General features: G+C 69.1%; 21 protein-coding genes. 13 read left to right on the top strand and 8 right to left on the bottom strand.

Going from position 1 to position 18,346, the window contains the following annotated elements; genetic code table 11:
* Window positions 1-190 (bottom strand): hypothetical protein (locus tag EPN98_RS16230; protein WP_293363955.1); only part of this gene is annotated, 190 nt, incomplete at its 3' end.
* On the opposite strand from EPN98_RS16230, the gene EPN98_RS16235 reads away from it, so the two are divergent.
* Complete coding sequence (locus tag EPN98_RS16235) at window positions 189-1,052, top strand: DUF1206 domain-containing protein (protein ID WP_293363956.1); 864 nt, start codon at window positions 189-191, stop codon at window positions 1,050-1,052. The two genes, EPN98_RS16230 and EPN98_RS16235, sit on opposite strands and share 2 nt — an antisense overlap.
* Here the strand turns inward: EPN98_RS16235 and EPN98_RS16240 are convergent.
* Together EPN98_RS16240 and EPN98_RS16245 are read right to left on the bottom strand one after the other, a co-directional pair.
* On the bottom strand, window positions 1,049-1,444 hold the full coding sequence (locus EPN98_RS16240; protein ID WP_293363957.1) for a limonene-1,2-epoxide hydrolase family protein: 396 nt from the start codon (window positions 1,442-1,444) through the stop codon (window positions 1,049-1,051). The two genes, EPN98_RS16235 and EPN98_RS16240, sit on opposite strands and share 4 nt — an antisense overlap.
* 96 nt (window positions 1,445-1,540) lie before the next feature.
* On the bottom strand, window positions 1,541-2,749 hold the full coding sequence (locus tag EPN98_RS16245) for an acyl-CoA dehydrogenase family protein (protein ID WP_293363958.1): 1,209 nt from the start codon (window positions 2,747-2,749) through the stop codon (window positions 1,541-1,543).
* A 474-nt stretch (window positions 2,750-3,223) separates the two neighbouring features.
* On the opposite strand from EPN98_RS16245, the gene EPN98_RS16250 reads away from it, so the two are divergent.
* Together EPN98_RS16250 and EPN98_RS16255 are read left to right on the top strand one after the other, a co-directional pair.
* Window positions 3,224-3,661 (top strand): hypothetical protein, encoded by a 438-nt coding sequence (locus EPN98_RS16250; protein WP_293363959.1) that lies wholly within the window; start codon window positions 3,224-3,226, stop codon window positions 3,659-3,661.
* A gap of 268 nt (window positions 3,662-3,929) precedes the next feature.
* Window positions 3,930-4,631 (top strand): DUF1963 domain-containing protein, encoded by a 702-nt coding sequence (locus tag EPN98_RS16255; protein ID WP_293363960.1) that lies wholly within the window; start codon window positions 3,930-3,932, stop codon window positions 4,629-4,631.
* Here the strand turns inward: EPN98_RS16255 and EPN98_RS24550 are convergent, their stop codons facing one another.
* Complete coding sequence (locus tag EPN98_RS24550) at window positions 4,632-5,105, bottom strand: DUF805 domain-containing protein (RefSeq protein WP_366558487.1); 474 nt, start codon at window positions 5,103-5,105, stop codon at window positions 4,632-4,634.
* Window positions 5,106-5,233: 128 nt separating this feature from the next.
* Between EPN98_RS24550 and EPN98_RS16260 the strand changes: the two genes are divergently transcribed.
* Window positions 5,234-5,410 (top strand): hypothetical protein, encoded by a 177-nt coding sequence (locus tag EPN98_RS16260; protein ID WP_293363961.1) that lies wholly within the window; start codon window positions 5,234-5,236, stop codon window positions 5,408-5,410.
* On the opposite strand, the gene EPN98_RS16265 is transcribed toward EPN98_RS16260, so the two are convergent.
* Window positions 5,395-6,162: a glucose 1-dehydrogenase gene (locus EPN98_RS16265; RefSeq protein ID WP_293363962.1), complete on the bottom strand. Its 768-nt coding sequence runs from the start codon at window positions 6,160-6,162 to the stop codon at window positions 5,395-5,397. The two genes, EPN98_RS16260 and EPN98_RS16265, sit on opposite strands and share 16 nt — an antisense overlap.
* A 110-nt stretch (window positions 6,163-6,272) precedes the next feature.
* Between EPN98_RS16265 and EPN98_RS16270 the strand changes: the two genes are divergently transcribed.
* Window positions 6,273-6,944, top strand: coding sequence for a spermidine synthase (locus EPN98_RS16270; protein WP_293363963.1), 672 nt, complete (start codon window positions 6,273-6,275; stop codon window positions 6,942-6,944).
* Complete coding sequence (locus tag EPN98_RS16275) at window positions 6,941-7,432, top strand: YkgJ family cysteine cluster protein (protein ID WP_293363964.1); 492 nt, start codon at window positions 6,941-6,943, stop codon at window positions 7,430-7,432. Before EPN98_RS16270 ends, EPN98_RS16275 begins: the two co-directional genes overlap by 4 nt.
* A 232-nt stretch (window positions 7,433-7,664) precedes the next feature.
* Here EPN98_RS16275 and EPN98_RS16280 read toward each other — a convergent pair whose 3' ends face one another.
* Entirely contained in the window at window positions 7,665-11,105 is a 3,441-nt protein-coding gene (locus tag EPN98_RS16280) for an indolepyruvate ferredoxin oxidoreductase family protein (RefSeq protein ID WP_293363965.1), read from the bottom strand.
* Between the two features lie 142 nt (window positions 11,106-11,247).
* Here EPN98_RS16280 and EPN98_RS16285 point away from each other — a divergent pair, with 142 nt between their 5' ends.
* From EPN98_RS16285 to EPN98_RS16295, 3 genes are all read left to right on the top strand, one after another.
* Entirely contained in the window at window positions 11,248-11,745 is a 498-nt protein-coding gene (locus tag EPN98_RS16285) for an Lrp/AsnC family transcriptional regulator (RefSeq protein ID WP_293363966.1), read from the top strand.
* Between the two features lie 98 nt (window positions 11,746-11,843).
* Window positions 11,844-12,734, top strand: coding sequence for a hypothetical protein (locus tag EPN98_RS16290; protein ID WP_293363967.1), 891 nt, complete (start codon window positions 11,844-11,846; stop codon window positions 12,732-12,734).
* A gap of 32 nt (window positions 12,735-12,766) precedes the next feature.
* Window positions 12,767-13,657, top strand: a complete 891-nt coding sequence (locus EPN98_RS16295) for a pirin family protein (protein WP_293363968.1) — start codon at window positions 12,767-12,769, stop codon at window positions 13,655-13,657.
* 24 nt (window positions 13,658-13,681) lie between these two features.
* Here EPN98_RS16295 and EPN98_RS16300 read toward each other — a convergent pair whose 3' ends face one another.
* Complete coding sequence (locus EPN98_RS16300) at window positions 13,682-14,449, bottom strand: EthD domain-containing protein (RefSeq protein WP_293363969.1); 768 nt, start codon at window positions 14,447-14,449, stop codon at window positions 13,682-13,684.
* Between the two features lie 130 nt (window positions 14,450-14,579).
* Here EPN98_RS16300 and EPN98_RS16305 point away from each other — a divergent pair, with 130 nt between their 5' ends.
* The 4 genes from EPN98_RS16305 (at window position 14,580) to EPN98_RS16320 (ending at window position 17,609) form a co-directional block, all read left to right on the top strand.
* Window positions 14,580-15,113, top strand: coding sequence for a carboxymuconolactone decarboxylase family protein (locus EPN98_RS16305; RefSeq protein ID WP_293363970.1), 534 nt, complete (start codon window positions 14,580-14,582; stop codon window positions 15,111-15,113).
* Between the two features lie 131 nt (window positions 15,114-15,244).
* A complete protein-coding gene (locus tag EPN98_RS16310; RefSeq protein WP_293363971.1) occupies window positions 15,245-15,676 on the top strand; it encodes a YciI family protein in 432 nt (143 codons plus the stop codon).
* Between the two features lie 59 nt (window positions 15,677-15,735).
* On the top strand, window positions 15,736-17,106 hold the full coding sequence (locus tag EPN98_RS16315) for an L-serine ammonia-lyase (protein WP_293363972.1): 1,371 nt from the start codon (window positions 15,736-15,738) through the stop codon (window positions 17,104-17,106).
* Window positions 17,107-17,120: 14 nt separating this feature from the next.
* Window positions 17,121-17,609 (top strand): hypothetical protein, encoded by a 489-nt coding sequence (locus tag EPN98_RS16320; RefSeq protein ID WP_293363973.1) that lies wholly within the window; start codon window positions 17,121-17,123, stop codon window positions 17,607-17,609.
* On the opposite strand, the gene pgsA is transcribed toward EPN98_RS16320, so the two are convergent.
* Window positions 17,606-18,226 carry a CDP-diacylglycerol--glycerol-3-phosphate 3-phosphatidyltransferase gene (gene pgsA / locus EPN98_RS16325; RefSeq protein ID WP_293363984.1) on the bottom strand — a complete coding sequence of 207 codons (621 nt, stop codon included), beginning with the start codon at window positions 18,224-18,226 and terminating at the stop codon, window positions 17,606-17,608. The two genes, EPN98_RS16320 and pgsA, sit on opposite strands and share 4 nt — an antisense overlap.
* Window positions 18,227-18,346: the final 120 nt, after the last annotated feature.

Here is an 18,346-nt window from a genome sequence, read left to right on the forward strand (position 1 = left end):
AGCGCAGCTTCAAGAGCTGCTCCAGGTCGGCGGCCACCGAGGGCCAGTCCAGATCCGCCATATCGTCCTCCCGCGTGTTTCGCTGAGGCTGCGGCCGGCCGGCCTTCGATGCAAGCCGGGTGCGGCTAGGCCTGCCTCGCACATGGCGTCGCGGAACAGGGGCGTCCATGGGCGCGTTGGGGCAGCGCATGGCCACGCTCAGCGCCCCGATCGCGCGCCTACGGCGGCGGTTCGCCCACACGCCGTGGCGCGCGCTGCTGGAGGCGGCGGCGCGCGCCGGCTATCTGGCCCGCGGCGCGGTCTACCTCAGCATCGGGGCCATGGCCCTGCTGGCGGCGCTGGACGTCACGCCGAAGGCCGAGGGCGCAATCGGCGCCCTGGAATCGTGGGGCGCGTGGCCCGCGGGCTTCGTCCTGCTGTGGCTGGTGGGTCTGGGGCTCTACGGCTTCGCGGGCTGGCGGGTCTTGCAGTCGCTATTCGACGCGGACCGGCTGGGCCGCTCTGCGCACGCGATTGTCGGGCGCATCGGCCAGGCGATCAGCGGCGTGGCCTATGCCGGGCTCGCGATCAGCGTCTTCGGCCTGCTGGACGCCATCGAGGACCTGGGCGAGGCGGACGACCAGGCCGCCAGCCGCGAGGCCGTGGCCAAGGCGCTCGAGCTTCCGTCCGGCGATCTGCTGGTGATCGCCGGGGGCCTGTTCATCCTGGGGGCCGGGATCGCCAGCTTCGCGCGCGCCTTCCTCGACCACTTCGGCCGCGACCTGGAGTGCGAGGACGCGACGGCCGACTGGCTGGGCGGGCTGGCCCGCGTGGGCTACGCCGCCCGCGGGATCGCGCTGGCGCCGGCCGGACTTCTGCTGGTGAGCGCGGGCCTGAACACCCGCGCCTCGGACGCGCGCGGCCTGGAAGGCGCCCTCAACCTGCTGGGCCGGGGCCCCTTCGGCGAACCGGTGCTGGCGCTGACGGGCGTCGGCCTCCTGGCGTTCGGCGCATTCGCGATCGTCGAGGGCTGGCTGCGACCGATCCGAGTGCCGCGCAAGCCGGGGGCCTAGGTGGCCTGCTGCAGCTCGGGCCAGGCGCGGTAGAGCGTCGCGATGTCGAAGTACTCGCGCCAGAACACGATCTTGCCGTCGCGGACCTCGTACACCCCGGTCACCGGCAGCTCGACCCAGCGGTCGGGCAGCTTGTGGCGATCAAGTCGCTCGATGAAGACGATGGGCCCGTCGGCCGCCTGCCGCAGAACCTGGAAGTCGTTCTCGACGATCGGGGCGAAGAACGGCTCGAGCACGGCGCGCACGCCCGCCGGTCCCTTGGCGACGCCCATGGGCATGTTCTCGTAGTGGCAGTCGTCGGAAACGTAGACGACGCCCGCGTCGTAGTCCTTGCGCTCCATCGCCTTCATGAAGGCGGCGACGATCTCGGTGGGGGTGCTGGGTTCGGCCATGGCGCTGCTCCTCGCTGTCGGCCACAGAGGATCACGGTCGCAGCGCAACCGCGATTACCTCCGAGGTCATGGCCGAGCCGCGGCTAGAGCCTGCGCTCAGGTGCTCTGGGTCGTGTCGGGCAGCGCCAGGATGCGCTTTGAGACGATGTTGAACTGGATCTCCTGGCTGCCGCCGTAGATCGACATCGCCTTGCCCCACAGCCAGGCGCGGACCGCCTCGATCTCGTGCTCGTTGTAGGCCTCGCCGTCCCAGCCCAGGCCCTGGCTGCCCATCAGCTCGAGGGTCAGTTCGGCGCGGGTCTGGGCGACCCAGGTGGCCGAGTTCTTCAGGACCGACGGCGCGTTGCCCGGGCTGTTGTTGCCCTTGGCTTCGGCGGCCGCGCGCATCAGCGTCAGACCGTGGGCCTTGGCGTCCATCTCGTGCTTCACGAGGCGGGCGCGGAAGTCGGGGTCGGCCAGCCGGCCCTTTTCGTCCAGCCCGATGTAGCCCTTGGCGATCTCGTTCAGCGGCTTGGGCGGACGGCCGCCCATCACCGAGCCGGTCTGGCTGGCGCGTTCGTGCTGCAGCAGGCGCTTGCCCACCGTCCAGCCCACGTTCAGCTGGCCCAGAAGCGCGTCCTTCGGCGCCTCGGCGTCGGTCAGGAAGGTCTCGCAGAACGGCGAGGCGCCCGAGATCAGCCCGATCGGCCGCGTCTCCACGCCCGGCTGCTTCATGTCGAGCAGGAAGAAGCTGATGCCGTCGTGCTTCTTGGCCGACGGGTCGGTGCGGGCCAGGAGGCCGCACCAGTCGGAGTACTGGGCCCCGCTCGTCCACGTCTTCTGGCCGTTGAAGACCCACTTGTCGCCCTTGTCCTCGGCCTTCATCTGCAGGCTGGCCAGGTCGGAGCCGGCGTTGGGCTCGGAGTAGCCCACGCACCACTGGACTTCGCCGCGGATGATCGGCGGGAGGTGCTTCTTCTTCTGCTCCTCGGTGCCGTAATCCATGATCGTCGGGCCGATCATCGTGACGCCCATGCCGAACATCAGCGGGTTGAAGGCGCCGACCTTGCTCATTTCCTGGCCCAGCACGCGGGCCTGTTGGGGCGTGAGCCCGCCGCCGCCGTACTCCTTGGGCCAGGTGGGCGTGCCCCACCCCTTGGCGCCCATGGCCTTGCGCCAGGCCACCAGGTCGGGCTCGTTCGAGCGCACTTCCGCGCTGGCCAGCGCGCCCTTGCCCTTCAGCGAGGCGGGGAAGTTCGCCTCCAGCCATTCGCGCGCTTCCTTGCGGAAAGCCTCGAGGTCGATGTCGGCGCCGAAGTCGGCCATGGGATCAAACTCCAAGTCTGTGCCGACAACTTATGGACCCTGCCGTGGCGGCGCCAAGATTCACGTGGGGGAAGGCAGGCGCGACGGGCGGTCGCGATCTATATGTTCTTGTTTTGTTCTTGCCAAATGAAGCGAACCATGAGAGGCTGTAGGGCTCGACGTCGTCCGTCAGCGTCGGCACGGCGATGCGATGAGGAGAGAGAGAGAATGGCTAGCTCAGGCTCATACGCCCGAGGTGATCAACCGCGTTCGGTCCCCGACGACCTCAAAGGGCCGTACGAGGACATGTCCCGGAAGCAGAAGGCGTAGAACGCCAAGCAGGAAGCTGCGGTCGCGAGAACGCAGCAACGGGGTATCGACTGGAGCAAGCATCCTGGCACAGCGGAATCCCTCGTCCCAGTTTGGGGATCGGCGCGCGAGGCAATCGCCGACTACCACGAGGGCGACATGGTTGGCGCTGTAGGCAACGGCGCGTTGGCCCTGACCGATCTGACGGGGGAGGGCTATGTCCTCAAGTCTCTCGCGAAGGGCGGGCTGAAAGTCGCCGGCTCGCACGCTTGGAAAGACACCCGCAAATGGATGGGCCACGAGGGAAGGGGTCTCTTGGAGAAGGGTCAACACGGCCATCATTGGCTGATCCCTCAAAATGGCTGGGGCAAGACCTGGCCCGACGCGATCAAGAACCAGCCATGGAACGTCAAGGCTATGCCCAGCGAAGAGGTCCATGCCCGAATGCGCGGCGCCCGGAACGGGAAGCCGAAGTTCAACGCTGCCGAGCGCTACATCTATGGAACACCGAACTGGTGGAAGGTGCAGAACGGGGTCTGGGGGGCCCATGCAGCGAACGGTGTCCAGGAGGGCCTGAACCCGTCGGCGCGCGAGGCGCGACAACCTGGAAGGCCTCCAAGGTGATGATCGCAAGGCTGTGTCGCGGCAAGGCCCGGCGCTGCCTTGAAGGTGCGGACGGAGGATCGGTTTGGAGACGGCCCCGCGTTTGGTCAGAGAGTTGCTTGCGATCTCACTTCTGGGATTTGCGCCCGCCATCCTGATGGCTGCGGTCGTCGGCGGCTTGACGATATTGTTCAACCTCAGGGGACAGACCGCTTCGAATGCGGGGCGCGTAGGCGAACCGCTCCGAAGCCCTGAAGCCATCCGGATCGCACGGCGAACGCGACGCAACATGCAACCGAGCCTGCTCCTTTCAAAAGGCCGCCGGCTTGGCTTCTCGAAACTCGGCGGACATCCGGACTTGCCAAGCGAGCTCACCTGGCCCGAAGGCCGCGATGGCCAGTTTCGCTTCCTTGCCCAGGTCGATCTGGCCGACGCCCGCACAGCCGGCGGCCCGGAGTGGCTGCCGGCCACGGGGCGGATTTACGCCTTTCACAGCGAGGACAACGGCTCGCCCGATCAAGTGCGCGTCCTCTACGCGCCGGCGGAGGCATCCGTCGCAGAGGCGCAGCCCCGCGACGCCTCGGCCTGGCCCTACGACGAGCAACCGATCGCGTTCGTTCGTCATGACTCGTTTCCGAGCCTCGACTGGCTGGCCGAGGACGTAGCGGTCGATGAGGCCGAGCTCGACGCTCTGGTCGGGCTGTCGACGCCGGACTGGAACGGGCCCCTGCACAAGCTCGGAGGCTTTCCGGACGAGTTGCAGGACGCGCCGATGGCGGTCGTGTGCGAGCGCCTTTTTCACGGCGGCGGCGAAGACGATGACCTGGAAGCCGCGCACAAGGCCGCACGGATTTGGCGCCTCGTCCTTCAGATCGACTCGGACCCGAGCCTGGGGACGGATTTCGGGGGCGGCCGGCTCTACGTCTTTGCTCGCCGAGACGACGCGCGCCGAGCGCGCTTCGACCGGACGATCACCCTGATGCAGACGTGATCATCGCTCCATTTGCATCCGGCGATAACGGGCACGGACCTCTCGAGTCGGGCGGTGGAGCGTTGGGGGCCCGAAAGCGTTCGGCCTCGCGCCATCCCGGCCCTGGAGAACAGCAAACAGGCCCACGTAGCTCAGCAGGAGGCCGACCACGCGGGCGACGCCGCGAACCCAGGGACCAGGCGTTATTCCGATGGCCGGCAGCGTCATCCAGACGACCAGCAAGAGGGTCGGTCCACCCATCCAGGCGTAGGCCTCCTTTGCGGCATAGTCTTCGTCGTGGGCTCGCCGGATCGCCACGCACCACATGACGCCCGTGAGAATCCATAGGACTCCGAGAGCAGCCGCCCGCACCCCGGCTCCCACCCCATCGAACGCAAGCAGGGCAACCAGCGGAGCTGCGAGGATGGAACAGATCACGGCGATCCGAACATACTCCCGGTTGCTGCACCTCCCGCGTGGGTCAAGCCATTCCACATCCAGCCTCCGTTCCCTTTAGGTTCTCGAAACTCGGACTGATTGGCAAGAGGCCCGGCGCCTTACGCAGGCTTAACTTTCTCAGGCCCGCGACGCACGGCATATGCCGGCGCCGAGGAGGTTCGCCCATGCCGTCCATCGCCGCCATCGATCGCCGCTGCTTCATGTCCCGGCCCGCAAAAGCCCAGACGTCGCCCCCCGACAAGCGACCGTCCGAGCCGGCGACGTTCGCGATGAGCCGGCAGCCTCGCACGGCGCGGACCGAGCCGAAGGACCCAGGGGCGAAAGGTCAGGCCGCGGTGTAGCCGCCGTCGATGACCAGCTCCGAGCCGGTCATGAAGCTGGACTCGTCCGACGCCAGGAACACGATCGCATCGGCGATCTCACGCGGGACGCCCAGCCGGCCCATGGCGTGCCGCGAGATCACCATGTCGCGCATCTCGTTCTCGCTCTCGGACTCGCGGAAGGCGTTCACGACCATCGGCGTCTCGATGAAGCCGGGATGCACCGAGTTCACCCGCACGCCGGCCGCCGCCAGCTCCAGCGCCGCCGCCTTCGTGAACAGCGCCACCCCGCCCTTCGAGGCGCAGTAGGCCGCCGCCCCGGGGAAGCCCACCTTCCCCAGGATCGACGACAGATTGATGATCGAGCCGCGTCCGGCCTCAGCCATCACCGGCGCGGCGTGACGCACGCCCAGGAACGTGCCGTCCAGGTTGACGCCGGTGACGCGCCGCCAGCCCTCCAGCGTCGCCTCGAGCAGCGGCTCGCCGCCGCTGATCCCGGCGGAGTTCACCAGCACATCCAGCCGGCCGAAGCGGGCCGTCGTCGCGGTCACGACCTCGGCCCAGCGCGCCTCGTCGGTGACGTCGTGGACGAGGAACATCGCGGTCCCGCCTGCCGCCAGGATCTCATCGGCGACGGCCTGGCCGGCCTCGGCGGCGAGATCGGTGAGCACGACGCTGGCGCCTTCGCGCGCCAGCCGGCGCCCGCTCTCGGCGCCCAGCCCGGAGGCCCCTCCAGTGACCAGCGCCACCTTGCCTGCGACCCGACCCGTCATGCGCGTATCCCCCATTTTCTGTTTGGCGACCATGTCGGCTCCGCGCCCTCGCGGACGTCAAGGGCGAACGACGAGGATGGCGCCGCGCCGCAACCGCGCTACGGAGGCGCATGAACCCCTGGATTCACCTCGACACGGCCCAGATCCCCGACGGCGGCGAGCTTCGGCTGATGCAGCGCGGCGTGGACTATTCGATCATGTCGGGCACGATCGAGCTGATGAACAGCCGCCTCTACGGGTCGGAAGTGGCGCTGTTCAAGCTGGCCTGGGCCAAGGCCGGCGCGCTCAAGGCGCCGCGCATCCTGATCGGCGGCCTGGGCATGGGCTTCACGATGCGCGCCGCGATCGCCGACCTGCCGGCCGATGCCGCCATAGTGGTGGCCGAGCTCGTGCCCGAGGTGATCGCCTGGGGCCGCAGCCATCTGTCGCCGCTGTATGGCGCCAGCCTGGATGACCCGCGGGTCCGCATCGTCCAGGGCGACGTGGCCGACCGGCTGGCCGAGGCGAAACCGCCCTACGACCTGATCCTGATGGACGTGGACAACGGCCCCGACGGCCTGAACCGCGACGCCAACGACAGCCTCTATTCGCTGCACGGCCTGACCAACCTGAAGCGCGCCACCCGGCCCGGCGGCGTGGTGGCGATCTGGTCGGCCGCCCACGACGACAAGTTCGCCCGCCGGTTCGCGCATTCGGGTTTCACGGTGACCGAGCACAAGGTGGGCGCGAGCCCGTCGGGCAAGGGGCCGCGCCACGTGATCTGGGTGGGCGTCTCGCGGTGAGCGCGCGGCCCAAGTCGTGCGGGCCCTGCGGCATGTGCTGCAAGGTGCTGGCGGTGGACGACCTGGCCAAGCCGGCGGGGACGATGTGCGGCCACTTCCGCGGCGGCTGCACGATCTATGCGGACCGGCCGCACGCCTGCCGCACCTTCGAGTGCGTCTGGCTGATGGACCCCGAGATGCCCCACCGCTTCCGGCCCGACCAGACCAAGGTGATGCTGGACCAGGACCCGGCCGGCGCCCGCCTCATCGCCCGCTGCGACCCGGCCAACCCGCAGGCCTGGCGACGGCAGCCGATGTACGGCGCGCTGAAGGGCTTTGCGGCCGACCACTGGGGTCAGGGCAAGATCGTGCTGGCGGTGGCCGGGCGGCGGACGTGGCTCATTACGCCGCGGGAAGACGTGGACCTGGGCGACGTTCCGCCGGGCGCCGATCTGAAGATCACCGAGGGACCGGGCGGGGCGGTGAGCGTCGAGGTGACGCCGCCCTGATCCTCCACCGCGGCGACGCGTCAGCGTCCTTCGTATTGACCACGAACCACACGAACCACACGAACGCGCGCCTTGGGCCATGAGGGCCTCGCGAGCGGCAGGCTCCGTTCGTGTGGTTCGTGGTCGAGCAAGACAGCGCCTGCGGCGCGCGCTGAGCCGGATAGTCCAGCGCGGCCCCTCATCCGCCAGCCTGCAGCTGACACCTTCTCCCGCAAGGGGAGAACGTGGCGCACTACGCTACCACCGGCTCCTTCGCCACGACCGCGTCCCACTGCTTCCAGAGGCGCTTGGCCTCGGCCTTGGCCGGCCCCACCGACGCTTCCTTCACGTGGCCGAAGCCGCGGATCTGCTGCGGCACGGCGGCGATCTGGGCGGCGACGGCCAGGCGGTCCTTCGACAGACCCGCCACCAGCTTGTCCACGTCGGCTTCGAAGTCGCGGATCAGGGCGCGTTCCATCTTCCGCTCGTCGGTCATGCCGAAGATGTCGATCGGGCCGCCGCGTAGGCCCTTGGCCCTGGCCAGCGTCGGGAACACCAGGTCCAGCATCCAGGGCGAGAAGGCCATCTTGCGCGGCTTGCCGTCTGGACCCTTGCGGGCCAGCAGCGGGGGCGAGAGCCAGACCTTGGCCTTGCTGCCCTTGAACGTCTCGGCGCGGTAGGCGGCGAAGCGGCCGTCGGTGTAGAGGCGCGCGACCTCGTACTCGTCCTTGTAGGCCATCAGCTTGTAGAGGCTGACCGCCACGGCCCGGGTCAGGGCCTCGGTCCCGAACGGCGCCTCGGCCTTCCGCACGCTCTCCACCTTGGCGAGGTAGCGATCGGCGTAGGCCTTGTTCTGATAGGCCGTCAGCTCGCGGGCCCGGTGGGCGATGAGGTCGTCCAGCGGCATGGTCTCGGGCGTGGGGACGTCGTCCTCCCGCTTGCCCCGTGCGCCTAGGTCGAAGGCGGCCTTCCGGCCCAGCTCGAACGCCTGCAGGTTGGCCTCGGCCTCGACGCCGTTCAGGCGGATGGCCCGATACAGCGCCCGGCTGGAGACAGGGATCACGCCCTTCTGCCAGGCGAAGCCCAGCATGATCATGTTGGCGTAGATCGCATCGCCCAGCTGGCTCTCGGCCAGATGGCTGGCCGGAGCGGCGTCGTAGCTCCTGGTCGCCGCGGCGATCCGCTTGCCCTGTTCGTCCGCATCGAAGCGCACATCGCGGTCGGTGACGAAGTCGGCGGTGGGGGCGAAATCGGCGTTGCCCACGGCCACCGTGCGATCCTTGGCGTAGAGCGCCAGGGCGTCCGGACCGGCGGCCGAGAGCAGGTCGCAGGCGATCAGCACGTTGGCGCTGGCCGCCGGCACGCGGCCGCCGATCACCGTGGTCTCGGTCTCGCCGATGCGGACGTGACTGAAGACCGCCCCGCCCTTCTGGGCCAGGCCCGTCATGTCGACCACCGAGGCCGAGCGGCCGTCCACGTGGGCGGCCATGGCCAGGATGGAGGCCACGGTCGTCACGCCCGTGCCGCCCACGCCGGTGAAGACGATGTTCTGGACGCCCTTCAGATCCTGGAAGGTCGGCAACGGGGTTGCGTCCGCCGTCAGGGCCGGCATCGCCTCGCGGTGCGCGTTCTCGGCGCCTTCCAGGGTGATGAACGAGGGACAGAAGCCGTCCAGGCACGAATAGTCCTGGTTGCAGGTCGACTGGTTGATCTTTCGCTTGCGGCCGAACTCGGTGTTCAGCGGCTCGACCGAGACGCAGTTCGACTTCACAGAACAGTCGCCGCAGCCTTCGCAGACCAGTGGGTTGATCATCACCCGCATGGGGGCGGCGGCCATCTTGCCGCGCTTGCGCCGGCGGCGCTTCTCGGTGGCGCAGACCTGGTCGTAGATCAGGACCGTCACGCCGGGGGTGTCGCGCAGCTCGCGCTGCACCTTCATCAGTTCGATGCGCGGGCGCACTTCGACGCCCGGGGCGAGGTCGGTGACGGTCTGGTAGCGCTCGGGCTCGGCGGCCACGACCACCACCTTGGCCACGCCCTCCGCGGCGAGCTGGCGGGTGATCTGCGGGACTGTGAAGCCGCTCTCGGCCGCCTGGCCGCCGGTCATGGCGACGGCGTCGTTAAACAGCAGCTTGTAGGTCATGTTCGCCTTGGCCGCGACGGCGGCGCGGATGGCGAGCGAGCCCGAGTGATTGTAGGTGCCGTCGCCCAGATTGACGAACACGTGCTTCTCGTCGGTGAAGGGCGAGGCCCCCACCCAAGACAGGCCCTCGCCGCCCATGTGGCTGTTCAGGTCGGTCGAGGGGTCGTTGAAGCTGGCCATGTAGTGGCAGCCGATGCCGGCCAGGGCGCGGGAGCCCTCGGGCAGGCGGGTCGAGGTGTTGTGCGGGCAGCCCGAGCAGAAGAACGGCTTGCGCTGCTGGTCCGCCGACAAGGTCACCGCCGCCATCGAGGCGGCCGAGACGCGGTTCAGGTAGTCGTACACGCGGTCCATGTGGCCGCCGGCGGGCAGCCGGTCGGCAATGGCCAGCGCGATCTCGGCAACTGAAAGGCTGGTCAGCTCCGAGAGCAGCGGCGCGCCCTTCTCGTCGGTCTTGCCGATGATCAGAGGGCGGGCGTGGGCCGGGAGGTCGTAGAGCGCCGCGCGCGCCTGAACCTCGATCAACGGCCGCTTATGCTCGATGACCATCAGGGTCTCGAGACCGGCGGCGAAGGCGCGGATGCCCACCGGCTCCAGCGGCCACGGCATGCCGACCTTGTAGATGGCGACGCCCAGCGACGCGGCCTCCGCCTGGGTGATGCCCATGGCCGCGAAGGCCTCGACCACGTCCTTGTAGGCCTGGCCCTGGCAGACGATGCCCAGGCGGGGGCGCGAGGTCCCCAGCATGATCCGGTCGATGTGATTGGCGCGCGCGAAGGCCAGGGCCGCCGGGATCTTCTGGGTGCGGAGGCGACGTTCCTTGTCCAGCGGCTGGTCCTTGAGCCGGATGCCCAGGCCGCCCGCGGGCAGGCGGAAGTTCTCGGGCGTGACGAACCTGTGGCGCGACAGCGAGACGTCGATGGTGGCGCCCGAATCCATGGTGTCGGCCAGGGCGATCATGCCTACCCACAGGCCCGAGAAGCGCGACATGGCGATGCCCATCAGGCCGTAGTCCAGCACCTCCTGGACGTCGGCCGGCGACAGCACCGGCATCTCGAAATCCTGGAAGGCGTACTCGGACTGGCTGGGGAGCGTGGAGGACTTGCAGGTGTGATCGTCGCCGGCCACCGCCAGCACGCCGCCCTTGGGAAACACGCCCGCGAAGTTGGCGTGCTTGAAGACGTCGCCGGTGCGGTCGACGCCGGGCGCCTTGCCGTACCACATGCCGAACACGCCGTCGTAACGGGCGCCCGGGAAGAGGTTGGCCTGCTGGCTGCCCCAGACGGCGGTCGCGGCGAGGTCCTCGTTGAGGCCTTCCTTGAAGGTGACCTCGGCGGACTTGAGATACTTGGCCGCGCGGGCGGCCTGCTGGTCGAGCCCGCCCAACGGCGAGCCGCGGTAGCCGGAGACGAACCCTGCCGTGTTGAGGCCCGCCGCCTGATCCAGCCTGTGCTGGTCCATGAGGACGCGGAGCAGCGTCTGGACGCCGGTGATGAACACCCGACCGTCCGTGAGCAGAAATTTGTCGTCGAGCGTCACTTCCTGGTGGCGCATCGCAATTTTTTTCCTTTCGGGCCTCCCCTAACGGATCGCACAATCCTATAAGAGCGCCGCAATTGCTTGCCAAAAGCGTGCCCCGGGAGAGCGGTTCCGAGGCACGAAAAATATGCTCTCGCGCCAAAAACAGGAGGAAAAGTTGTCCGAGGTCCTCGACGCGGTCGATGCTAAGATCCTGGATCTTATCCAGCACGACGCCGGATTGTCCGTCGCCGAGATCGCCGACCGGGTCGGTTTGTCCTCCAGCCCCTGCTGGCGGCGCATCAAGCGGCTCGAGGATGCGGGCGTCATCCAACGCCGCGTGACCATCCTGGACCGCGACAAGCTGGGCCTGGGCTTCGAGGTCTATTGCACCGTCAAGCTCAGCCTGCCGACCAAGGACAACCTGGACGCTTTCGAGACCGCCATCGGCAAGCTGGCCGAAGTTGTGCAGTGCGCGACCGTCACTGGGGCCGCCGACTACGAGCTGCGCATCGTCACCCGCGACATGCACGCCTTCGACGATTTCCTGCGTGAGAAGATCCTCGGCCTAGGCTTGGTCTCGAACATCGAGAGCCGCATCGTCATCCGCTCGGTCAAGAACACCACCGCCGCCCCGCTGGGCCTGGTGAGCCCCTACGTGAGCGCGCAGGGGTAGATTCCCTGCGCTGGCCTCTCCCGCGCTCTGGAGGAGGAGGTCTCGCCCTCCTCTTCGCCCTCTTCGCCGCGCCGGCGCTCGCCGAGCCGCCGGTCACCGTGCTGGCGCAGGACGCCCGCCGCGACCTGCTGATCGAGGGGATTGCGCACCACCAGGGCCGGTTCTTCGTTTCGGCGGTCGCCGCCAGGACCATCTTCCGCGTCGAAGAGGGCAAGCTCACGCCGTTCCTGCAAGCCGACCCGGCGACCGGAGGTGTCTTCGGTCTCGCCGTCGACGCCCCGCGGGGCGTGCTCTGGGCCGCCGAGGCCTGGGGCGCGGGCCTGCCCGGCGGCGCGGGCGACAGGCGGACCGGCCTGCTCAAGGTCTCGCTCGCGGACGGCAAGATCCTCGCCCGCTACCCCGCGCCGCCTGGCGAGGCGAAGCAGTTCGGCGACGTCGTCGTGGACCCAGCCGGCGCCGTCTACGCCTCGGACGGAGGAACCGGCGCCATCTGGCGCCTGGCGCCCGGCGGCCCGGTCGAACCGCGCCTTGAACTCGTCAGCCGCCCCCGGGGCGCGACCTCGGCCCAGGGCATGGTGCTGTGTCCGCTGGATGTGATGGTGGTCAGCGACTACGCCACCGGCCTGCACCGCGTGGACCTCGCCGGCGGCGCCAGCCGTCCGCTCAAGGTCACGGGTCTGAAGCTGGCGGGCCTGGACGGGCTGGTCGCATTGTCCGCCCGCGACCACCTCGACGTGATCGCCACCTACAACGGCGCCCTGCCCTATCGCCTGATGCGCCTCAGGATCAGCGCCGACTGCGACCGGCTGGAGGCCGCCGAGACCCTGCTCAAGGGCGAACCCGTCGGCGATGTCGCCCTGGTCACCGCCGCGCCCGATGGCGTCGCCGTGGTCACCGGCAGCCAGTGGGCCGGCTGGAGCGCCAACGGCGTGCGCAACGCCTCCGATCCCGGCCCGGCCACGCTTGCGTTGGTGAAGATCACGCGCTGATCTGAGCTGGCAGCCGCCCCCCGGGAGTTCTCATGATCGACCTCGTCATCGACCAGCGCCGCAAGGACCTCGGGGGCTTCGAGGTCGGGCGCGTCCTGCCCTACGCCAAGCGCCGGATGGTGGGGCCGTTCGTGTTCTTCGACCACATGGGGCCCGTCGACTTCCAGGCGGGCTTTCCGCGCAGCGTCGACGTGCGGCCGCACCCGCACATCGGCCTCTCCACAGTCACCTACCTGTTCGACGGCCAGATCACCCACCGCGACAGCGTGGGCGCGATCCAGGAGATCAATCCGGGCGAGGTGAACTGGATGACCGCCGGCAGCGGCATCACCCACTCCGAACGCTTCGAGACCCTGCGCGAACAGGGCGGCCACATGCATGGCATCCAGGCCTGGGTGGCGCTGCCCACCGAGCTGGAGGAGATCGCGCCCAGCTTCGCCAACCACAAGCCCGACGACCTGCCCACCTACGAGGGCGGCGGCATGTGGGCCCGCCTGATCGCCGGGAAGGCCTTCGGCGCCGAGGCCAAGGTCGCGACCCGATCGCCGCTGTTCTACGTCCACTGGCGTCTGGACGCGGGGGCCAAGGCCCAGCTGCCGGCCGAGTATCCCGAGCGCGCCGCCTATGTCGCCGCCGGCCAGGTTGAGGTGGACGGCCGCACCTTTCAGGCGGGCCAGATGCTGGTCTTCGCGCCCGGCCACACGATCACTTTCACCGCTCTGACCGACGCCATCGTCATGCTGCTGGGCGGCGAACCGCTGGGCCCGCGCTTCATCGAATGGAACTTCGTCTCCACATCGAAGGAGCGGATCGAGCAGGCCAAGGCCGACTGGCGGGCCGGCCGCATGAAGCTGCCCGACGCCGACGACCAGGAGTTCATCCCCCTGCCCGAGCCGGCGCCGCCCGCCAATCCGATGAGTTGAGGAGCGCGGGCCAGGGCAGCGCCCTCAGCGCGTGTGGTCGAAAATCACGTGCTCGCGGGTGAGGAAGAGGCGCGACTTGTCCATCTGTACGAACCGGCGCTCGTCCTCGACCAGGGCCGCGCCGGCGTCGCGCGCCGCATCGCCGCCCGCGCCCATCTCCTCCAGCGAGTTCACCCAGACCTCGGTGATCCCGTCCAGCGGCGGCTCGTAGTTGCGCCCGGCCTGGATGCCGGCGTTCACGTCGGGCGCGATGGCGTGGCTCTGCACGTACTTCGCCATGCTGAGCGGGCCCGCGAAGCTCGCCACCAGCGGTCCGTGATCCTTCAGCCAGGTCTCGTGGCACTGCGCCTGGGTGAGGTCGTCGCGCCGGGTGAGCAGGTAGGTGGCCTTGACCGCGTCGGGGCCGGGGCCCTTGCCGCCCGTGTGGTCGAAGATCAGGTGCTCCTGCGTCAGGAACACCGCCGACTTCTCGAAGTCGATGAACCTGGCCTCGTCCTCGGCCAGGATCCGTCCGGCCTCGGCCCCTTCGGGCGTTCCGTAGACCGACTGGAAGTCCTCCAGCGAGTCCCACCAGACCTCGGTGACGCCATCGGCCGGGCCGCGCATGCCGCGCACGGCGCGCATCGCCTCGCTGGCAGGATCGTCGAACGGGTGGCTCTGGACGTACTTCCGCAGCTTCAGCGCCTGAGCCTGCGCCGCCACCAGCGGACCGTGCCGGGTCAGCCAGTACTCGCGGAAGGCCGCGGCCGACATATCCGCGCGTCGGACAATCACATAGACCAGTTTGATCATCGCGCCCTCCTCACCAGGCGAGACAGTGCGCCCGCCGGCCCGGACGGAGGTCAAGAAAAACCGAGCCTCCGCTGACGCAGCGGCACGCAGTTTCCGGCGCAAGATGGCCCGTCATCAACGGAGGAACGCCATGTCCCGCATGCCGCTCGTCGAGCCCGAGGCGCTGCCGCCCTACCTCAAGGCCATCCATGACGCGACGCCGGAGGAGAACTGGCTGGGCCGCCACTTCGCCCGCGCGTTCGCGCCGAACGAGGCGCTGGTCCAGGCCTACCAGGCCTTCTACCACCCCTGGCACACGGGCGGCGCCGGCGTGCTGGAGCCCCGCCTGAAGGAGCTCATCCGCCTGAGGATCGCCACGCTGAACGGCTGCGTGCTCTGCAAGACCGTGCGCATGGCCCCCGATGTGGTGGCCGAGGACGAGGCCGCCGTCGGGGTGGACGACGCCGACAACGCCGGCTTCACGCCCCGCGAGCGCGCGGCGATCCACTTCGCCGAGAAGATGGCGATCGACCACCACAACATCGGCGACGCCGACGTGGCCGCCATGCGCCGTCACTTCAGCGACGCCGAGTTCCTGGAGCTGTCGATGATGGCGGGGCAGTACATCGGCTTCGGCCGCGTGCTCGCCATGCTGCAGCTCGAAGTGGCGAGCTGTCCGATCTGAGGGAAGTCCGGACAACGTTTGCAGCTTGAGCGGGGCCGACGACGAGCTGTTCGCCCTCTGGATTTTCTTCGGGGACGAGTCGGAATCGCGCGTCCTTGTTCGTCCTCTGGCCAAGAACAGGGAGTGCGACGATGCGGTTCATGGTGTTCGTGAAATCCAGCGCCGACAGCGAAGCGGGCGTGATGCCGTCGGCCGAGGCCATCGAGCGCATGGGCGTCTACAACAACGAGCTGATCGCCGCGGGCGTGATGCTTGACGCTGGCGGCCTGCGCCCCAGTTCGCACGGCGCGCGGCTCAGCTTCGAGAACGGCCAGCCCATGATCATCGACGGGCCCTTCACCGAGACCAAGGAACTGATCGGCGGCTACTGGATCTGGCAGTGCAAGGACCTGGCCGAGGCCATCGGGTGGTTGCGCAAGGCGCCTTATGACGTCGGCGCCCTCGAGATCCGTCCCTTCTACGAGCCGGAGGACTTCAAGGGCATCGCGTCAGAAGAGCTCATCGCGCAGGAGAAGGGCTGGCGCGAGGACCAGGCGAAGACCGCCATGGGCCAGCGGGGCTAGGGCCACCGCACCGCCCCTGCCCTTGCGGAAGCCGGCCGGGCCGTCCACACAGGCGGCCCATGAACGTCAGCGCCTTTGACCTCTTCAAGCTGGGGGTCGGTCCTTCCAGTTCCCACACCATGGGCCCGATGACGGCCGCCGCCCGGTTCCTCGAGCGGCTGGGGCCGGACCGCGACCGGGTGGCCCGGGTCGAGACCACGCTCTACGCCTCGCTGGCGCTGACCGGGCGCGGCCACGCCACCGACCGCGCGGTGATCCTGGGTCTCGCCGGGTTCGCCCCGCGCACGCTGGATCCCGACGAGGCCGAGCGAGTGATCGCCGCGGTGCGGGAGACGGGACGCCTCAATCTGGCCGGCGTTCGCGACATCGCCTTCGATGAGGCGGCGGACATTGTCTGGGCCGGTCGTGAGCGACTGCCGCAGCATCCCAACGCGCTGCGCTTCACGGCCTTCGACGCGGCGGGCTCCCCGCTGGCGCAGCGCACCTACTTCTCCATCGGCGGCGGCTTCGTGCGCGACGAGGACGAGATCGCCCAGAACACGCCGCCGGCCCGCGCCCTGCCGACGCCCTACCCGTTCGACTCGGGCGCCGAACTGCTGGATCAGGCGGACAGGGCGGGACTCACCATCGCGGGCCTGATGGCCGCCAACGAGCTCGCGCTGCGCAGCCAGGACGACATCGATGCGGGTCTCGACGAGATCGCCGCGGCCATGTTCGCCTGTATCGACCGCGGGATGCGCACCGAGGGCGTCCTGCCGGGCGGCCTGCAGGTGAAGCGGCGCGCGCATCAGATCTGGAAGAGCCTGGTCACCGACGCCGACCGGCGGATCGCCGATCCTCTTGCCGCCCTGGACTGGGTGAACCTGTGGGCGCTCGCGGTGAACGAGGAGAATGCGGCCGGCGGCCGCGTCGTCACCGCCCCCACCAACGGCGCAGCCGGCCTGCTGCCCGCGGTGCTGCGCTACTACGACCGCTTCCACTACGGCACGCCCGAGGGGCGGCGCACCTTCCTGCTCACCGCCGCCGCCATCGGCGCGCTCTACAAGAAGAACGCCTCGATCTCGGGGGCCGAGGTGGGCTGTCAGGGCGAGGTGGGCGTGGCCTGCTCGATGGCCGCCGCGGGCCTCGCCGCCGCGCTGGGCGCCTCGAACGCCCAGATCGAGAACGCCGCCGAGATCGGGATGGAGCACAACCTGGGCCTCACCTGCGACCCGATCGGCGGCCTGGTCCAGATCCCCTGCATCGAGCGCAACGCCATGGGCGCGGTGAAGGCCATCGACGCCTGCCGCCTCGCCATGCTGGGCGACGGCCAGCACTCGGTCAGCCTCGACAAGGTGATCGCCACTATGAAACGCACCGGCGAGGACATGAGCCACGTCTACAAGGAAACCAGCCTGGGCGGCCTGGCGGTGAACCTGGCCGAGTGCTGAGATCGGGGGGCAAAGTGTTCGTTCTTGAAACGGCGCTGCGCGACGGGGCGATCCTGGCGGTCGCAGCCTCAGCGGTCGTGATGGGTTCGTTGCGGGCCAACCCGCGGCTCTTCATGCGCCACTTTCCCGACGCCCTGAAGCAGCGGCTTGCGCCACTTTCGCCAAAGGAAACGAAGGCCGGCGCCGTGGTCGGGATCGTGCTCATCGTCCTCCTGTTCGGCGGGCCGCTGGCCTCGTCGATGCTCGCGCGCCCACAACCCCTGCCCGCCGTCTTCCTGCACGCCTTCACCGTTGGGATGGTGTTCAACGCCGTGGACTGGCTGATTCTGGACGAGTTCGTGCTAGGGGTCCTGAAGCCCCGCTGGGCCCTGCCGCCAGGCTCGACCCTGGATGACTTCCAGCCTTTCGACCATGGCCGCCACGCCCGCGGCTTCGCGACCGGAACGGTGATCTGCGCGGTCGCCGCCGCGCTCGCCACTGGCGTCGTGGCGCTGGCTGGCTAGCTCGACAGCGCCTTACGCGTCTGTTCCCAGTACTGGTAGCCGGTGATCAGGGTGATCACGGCGGCCAGCCACAGCATCCCGTGGGCGCCCAGCTCGAACATCTCGCGCAGCACCGTGCCGTCGGGCAGCGAGAAGGCGCCCCATGCCGCTACGATCAGTTCCATGGCCAGGGCCGTGAGCTGGATCGTCGTCTTCCACTTGGCCAGCAGGGTGACGGGCAGCTTGACGCCCTTGCCCGCCCCCACTTCGCGCAGGGCGCTGACTGTGAACTCGCGGAACAGGATCAGGCCGCAGGGCAGAACCACCATCGGCTGGGGACCCAGCGACATCAGGCCGAGGATGGCGCCGCACACCAGCACCTTGTCGCCGATGGGGTCCAGGATCGCGCCCCAGACGGTCTCGGCGTCCAGCTTGCGCGCCAGCCAGCCGTCGAAGAAGTCGGTGATCGCCGCCACGATGAAGGCGTAGACCGCCCAACGTTGCAGGGCGAACTGCGCCTCGGGCTCCAGGCGGTTGGCATAGTAGGGCACCGCCCCTGCCGCCGCCGCGAAGGCGACGAACATGAACAGCGCCATGACCAGGCGCGACCCAGTCAGGATGTTCGGCAGCGCCTTCAGCATCGGGGACTTCGTCATCAGGAGGATCGAGCGCTCGGCGAGTGGCAAAGGTTCCGCGTCAGCTTAGCCGGTTCCGCCCGGGCGGGTCACGCCCGGGTTTCGCGACGTTGCCGCGCGGCG

It is taken from the genome of Phenylobacterium sp. (genome assembly GCF_004299445.1).
Lineage (GTDB): Bacteria > Pseudomonadota > Alphaproteobacteria > Caulobacterales > Caulobacteraceae > Phenylobacterium.

Coding starts and splice junctions, on each gene's coding strand:
- EPN98_RS16305 (WP_293363970.1), top strand. CDS start 14,580: ATGTCCCGCATGCCGCTCGTCGAGCCCGAGGCGCTGCCGCCCTACCTC.
- EPN98_RS16265 (WP_293363962.1), bottom strand. CDS start 6,162: ATGACGGGTCGGGTCGCAGGCAAGGTGGCGCTGGTCACTGGAGGGGCC.
- EPN98_RS16260 (WP_293363961.1), top strand. CDS start 5,234: ATGCCGTCCATCGCCGCCATCGATCGCCGCTGCTTCATGTCCCGGCCC.
- EPN98_RS16235 (WP_293363956.1), top strand. CDS start 189: ATGGCCACGCTCAGCGCCCCGATCGCGCGCCTACGGCGGCGGTTCGCC.
- EPN98_RS16255 (WP_293363960.1), top strand. CDS start 3,930: ATGCAACCGAGCCTGCTCCTTTCAAAAGGCCGCCGGCTTGGCTTCTCG.
- EPN98_RS16245 (WP_293363958.1), bottom strand. CDS start 2,749: ATGGCCGACTTCGGCGCCGACATCGACCTCGAGGCTTTCCGCAAGGAA.
- EPN98_RS16295 (WP_293363968.1), top strand. CDS start 12,767: ATGATCGACCTCGTCATCGACCAGCGCCGCAAGGACCTCGGGGGCTTC.
- EPN98_RS16280 (WP_293363965.1), bottom strand. CDS start 11,105: ATGCGCCACCAGGAAGTGACGCTCGACGACAAATTTCTGCTCACGGAC.
- EPN98_RS16270 (WP_293363963.1), top strand. CDS start 6,273: ATGAACCCCTGGATTCACCTCGACACGGCCCAGATCCCCGACGGCGGC.
- EPN98_RS16240 (WP_293363957.1), bottom strand. CDS start 1,444: ATGGCCGAACCCAGCACCCCCACCGAGATCGTCGCCGCCTTCATGAAG.
- EPN98_RS16315 (WP_293363972.1), top strand. CDS start 15,736: ATGAACGTCAGCGCCTTTGACCTCTTCAAGCTGGGGGTCGGTCCTTCC.
- EPN98_RS16310 (WP_293363971.1), top strand. CDS start 15,245: ATGCGGTTCATGGTGTTCGTGAAATCCAGCGCCGACAGCGAAGCGGGC.
- EPN98_RS16300 (WP_293363969.1), bottom strand. CDS start 14,449: ATGATCAAACTGGTCTATGTGATTGTCCGACGCGCGGATATGTCGGCC.